This window comes from Halorhodospira neutriphila (assembly GCF_016584055.1).
GTDB classification, from domain to species: domain Bacteria; phylum Pseudomonadota; class Gammaproteobacteria; order Nitrococcales; family Halorhodospiraceae; genus Halorhodospira; species Halorhodospira neutriphila.
Genome location: NZ_NRSH01000175.1, coordinates 1 through 3,478 on the forward strand (window position 1 = coordinate 1; position 3,478 = coordinate 3,478).

General features: G+C 73.7%; 5 protein-coding genes. 3 read left to right on the forward strand and 2 right to left on the reverse strand.

The window, feature by feature from the left end:
* The first annotated feature begins 250 nt into the window (after positions 1–250).
* Positions 251–1,114, forward strand: coding sequence for an RNA polymerase sigma factor RpoH (gene rpoH, locus CKO13_RS11250; RefSeq protein WP_200261040.1), 864 nt, complete (start codon positions 251–253; stop codon positions 1,112–1,114).
* Here rpoH and radC read toward each other — a convergent pair.
* Positions 1,111–1,785: a RadC family protein gene (gene radC, locus CKO13_RS11255; RefSeq protein WP_200261043.1), complete on the reverse strand. Its 675-nt coding sequence runs from the start codon at positions 1,783–1,785 to the stop codon at positions 1,111–1,113. The genes rpoH and radC overlap by 4 nt on opposite strands.
* Before the next feature lie 161 nt (positions 1,786–1,946).
* Here radC and CKO13_RS11260 point away from each other — a divergent pair, with 161 nt between their 5' ends.
* Positions 1,947–2,327 carry an MAPEG family protein gene (locus tag CKO13_RS11260; protein ID WP_200261046.1) on the forward strand — a complete coding sequence of 127 codons (381 nt, stop codon included), beginning with the start codon at positions 1,947–1,949 and terminating at the stop codon, positions 2,325–2,327.
* Between the two features lie 49 nt (positions 2,328–2,376).
* Here CKO13_RS11260 and CKO13_RS11265 read toward each other — a convergent pair whose 3' ends face one another.
* Complete coding sequence (locus CKO13_RS11265) at positions 2,377–2,814, reverse strand: hypothetical protein (protein ID WP_200261049.1); 438 nt, start codon at positions 2,812–2,814, stop codon at positions 2,377–2,379.
* 123 nt (positions 2,815–2,937) lie between these two features.
* Here CKO13_RS11265 and CKO13_RS11270 point away from each other — a divergent pair.
* A partial coding sequence (locus CKO13_RS11270; protein ID WP_274600689.1) for a flavoprotein occupies positions 2,938–3,478 on the forward strand: 541 nt, incomplete at its 3' end.

The following is a 3,478-nucleotide window of genomic DNA, read 5'->3' on the forward strand; positions in this document are numbered from 1 at the left end:
AGGCCTACGCCGCGCCGCTCGGGCTCGCCGGGCTCGGGCTGCAGGAGGGGGCGATGCTGCTCGCCGGCGGCGGCGGCCTCGGCCTCGCCGGGGCGTGGCTGGCGGTGGCGCGGCACCTGGCGGCCATCGAGCCGCGCTGATGTGCCGCGCCCGCTTGGCATCCTATAATGGCACTTGAAAGAGCGGTAGAGCGCTCCCACTCCCACTGGATGAGGGTCGAGACGTGTCGGGCAGACGTGGAGGTGCAGGAATGAGCACGGCATTGGTACAGGTGGAGCACGCGAACCTGCCGCTGCCGACGAGCAGCGAGGAGGCGTACATCCAGGCTGTCAACCAGATCCCCGTGCTCGGGGCCGAGGAGGAGCAGGAGCTGGCCCGCCGCTGCCACGACGAGGGCGACCTCGACGCGGCGCGGCAGCTGGTACTCTCGCACCTGCGCTTCGTAGTCCATATCGCCCGCGGCTACCGCGGCTACGGCCTCGCCCTCGGCGACCTGATCCAGGAGGGCAACATCGGCCTGATGAAGGCGGTCAAGCGCTTCAACCCCGAGGTCGGCGTGCGCCTTGTCTCCTTCGCCGTGCACTGGATCCGCGCCGAGATCCACGAGTACATCCTGCGCAACTGGCGCATCGTCAAGGTCGCCACCACCAAGGCGCAGCGCAAGCTCTTCTTCAACCTGCGCGGCGCCAAGAAGCGCCTCGGCTGGATGAACCGCGAGGAGGTCGAGGCGGTGGCCGCCGACCTCGGCGTCCGCCCGGAGACCGTCCTCGAGATGGAGTCCCGGCTCTCGGGCCAGGACGTCGGCTTCGACCCGCTCGCCGCCGAGGACGACGAGGAGACCACGCGCGCGCCGGCGGCGTACCTCGAGGACCGGCGCTTCGACCCGGCGGAGCTCGTCGAGGACCACGACTGGGACCGCCACCAGGGCGGGACCCTCTACGACGCCCTCGAGCAGCTCGACGACCGCAGCCAGCAGATCCTGCGCGGCCGCTGGCTCGCCGAGGAGCGCCAGACCCTCCAGCAGCTCGCGGACCGCTACGGCGTCTCCGCCGAGCGCGTCCGCCAGCTCGAGAACAACGCCATCAAGAAGCTGCGCAAGGCCGTGGCCGCCTAGAGGACCCCGCGCTCGGCGAGGGAGACCGGCTCGCCGTCGCCGATCACGAAGTGGTCGAGCAGCCGGACCTCGACCAGCCCCAGCGCCTCGCGCAGCCGGTGCGTGAGGGCCTCGTCGGCGGCGCTCGGCTCGGCGACGCCGGAGGGGTGGTTGTGGGCGGCGATCACCGCCGCCGCGTTCTGCTCCAGGGCGCGGCGGACGATCTCGCGCGGGTGGACGCTCGCCCCGTCGATGGTCCCCCGGAAGAGCTCCTCGAAGCGCACCACCCGGTGGCGGCTGTCCAGGAAGATGCAGGCGAAGACCTCCTGGGGGTGGTGGCGCAGCTGCGCGACCAGGTAGCGCCGGGTCGCGGCCGGGCTGGTGAGGGCCTCCCCGCGGGCCAGGTCCTCGCGCAGGTGGCGCCGCCCCATCTCGAGGACCGCCTGCAGCTGGGCGTACTTGGCGTCGCCGAGGCCGCGGTGGGCGGCGAAGGCGGCGCGGTCGGCCTCGAGCAGCCCGCGCAGCCCGCCGCAGGCGCTCAGCAGCTCGCGGGCGAGGTCGACGGCGGAGGCGCCGTGGCGCCCGGTGCGCAGGAAGATGGCGAGCAGCTCGGCGTCCGAGAGCGCCTGCGGGCCGCGCTCGAGCAGCCGCTCCCGCGGGCGCTCCTCGCTGGGCCAGGAGCGAATCGACATGCTGGAGCCCTCCGTGGCTCGCTCTAGGACCGCTCGGCGGCGTCCGCGCCGGGGAGGTCCCGGCCCCCCGGACAGCGGCCGCCGAGATCCTGGTAAGCTACCGGGATGAGGGAGCGGGCTCAACCCGCCGCTCCGCCACCGCCGCTCGGGAGGCAAGCCCCATGAGTATCGCCCACTGGATGATCCTCGCCGCCGCCGTCCTGCCGCTGGTCTTCGCCGGCCTCGCCAAGGGCGGCGCCGCGTCCTTCGACAACCGCCGGCCGCGGGAGTGGCTGGCCGCCCAGGAGGGCTGGCGCCAGCGCGCCCACTGGGCGCAGCAGAACAGCTACGAGGCCTTCCCGCCCTTCGCCGCGGCGGTGCTCGTCGCCGAGCAGGTGGGCGCCGCGCAGGTGGCCGTCGACGCCCTGGCGGTGCTGTTCATCGGCCTGCGGCTGGTCTACGGCGCCCTCTACATCGCCGATCTGAGCACCCTGCGCAGCCTCGCCTGGACGGCCGGCCTCGCCTGCGTGGTGGGGCTGTTCCTGGCCGCCGCCCAGGCGTGAGCGGGCCCCGCCGGGCGGGTGCGCGGCAGCGGCGCTGCCGCGCACCCGCTCACCGGTGCCACTGGTCCCGGAGGCGCTTGAGCCGCGGCAGCTGGCTGCGCCCGATGTTGCCGACCATCAGCGAGATGCCGCCGATAAAGAGCGAGGGCATGGCCAGCGCCATGGCGTAGCGCTCGGCGCCGACGGCGTACAGCCCGGCGACGAGGAGCAGCGCCACGCCGGGGATGACGAGCATGCCGACGACGGCGTTGAGCCGCAGCCTCTGGATGTGCTGGTGCAGTGCCTCGTACTCCTCCCAGTCGTCGTCCTCGGGCAGGCCGAAGAGGGCGCGGACCTTCTGGCCCGTCTCGCTGCTCGCGGAGCCCGGCTCAGCCTCCCCGCCGGGCGCGGCGGCGTCGGCTATCTCCGCCGCCGGTGAGGTGTGCCCCTGGGCCGGGTCCTGCCCCTCGGCCGGCGCCTGCGTCTGCCTCGCTTGCTCTTGGCTCATCGTCGCCTCCCCTCCGGTTGCGCTACGGCGCTGTCCTGCCTAGGGAAAAAACACTATAGAACATGTCCCCCGTTGCAAGCCTGCGGCACTTTCGCCGGCTGGCGGTGAGCGCCATAATGCCGTATGGACTCCCGCTCGAGCCCGCAACGTATCCTATTGATCGTCACCGGCGGCATTGCGGCCTACAAGGCCGCGGAGCTGGTCCGCGAGCTGCGCCGGCGCGGCTGCGCCGTCCAGGTGGCGATGACCGCGGCGGCGCAGCGATTTGTCGCACCCCTGAGCCTCCAGGCCCTCTCCGGGCACCGCGTGCGCACCGAGCTCTTCGACGCCGAGGCCGAGGCGGCCATGGGGCATATCGAGCTCGCCCGCTGGCCGGACCGGGTGGTGGTGGCGCCCGCCTCGGCGGACTTCCTGGCCCGCCTCGCCGCCGGGCTGGCCGACGACCTGCCGGCGACGCTGTGCCTGGCGACGCGGGCGCCGCTGCTCGTCGCCCCGGCGATGAACAACGCCATGTGGGAGGCGGCGCCCACCCAGGAGGCGATGGCCGCGCTGCGCCGCCGCGGCGTCCAGGTCGTCGGGCCGGAGGTGGGGGAGCAGGCCTGCGGCGAGGTCGGCCCGGGGCGGATGAGCGAGCCGGCGGCCATCGCGGCGGCGCTCCTCGAGC

Excerpts from the sequence above, each read along its gene's own strand:
- radC (WP_200261043.1), bottom strand. The coding sequence starts at position 1,785 with ATGTCGATTCGCTCCTGGCCCAGCGAGGAGCGCCCGCGGGAGCGGCTG.
- CKO13_RS11260 (WP_200261046.1), top strand. The coding sequence starts at position 1,947 with ATGAGTATCGCCCACTGGATGATCCTCGCCGCCGCCGTCCTGCCGCTG.
- rpoH (WP_200261040.1), top strand. The coding sequence starts at position 251 with ATGAGCACGGCATTGGTACAGGTGGAGCACGCGAACCTGCCGCTGCCG.
- CKO13_RS11265 (WP_200261049.1), bottom strand. The coding sequence starts at position 2,814 with ATGAGCCAAGAGCAAGCGAGGCAGACGCAGGCGCCGGCCGAGGGGCAG.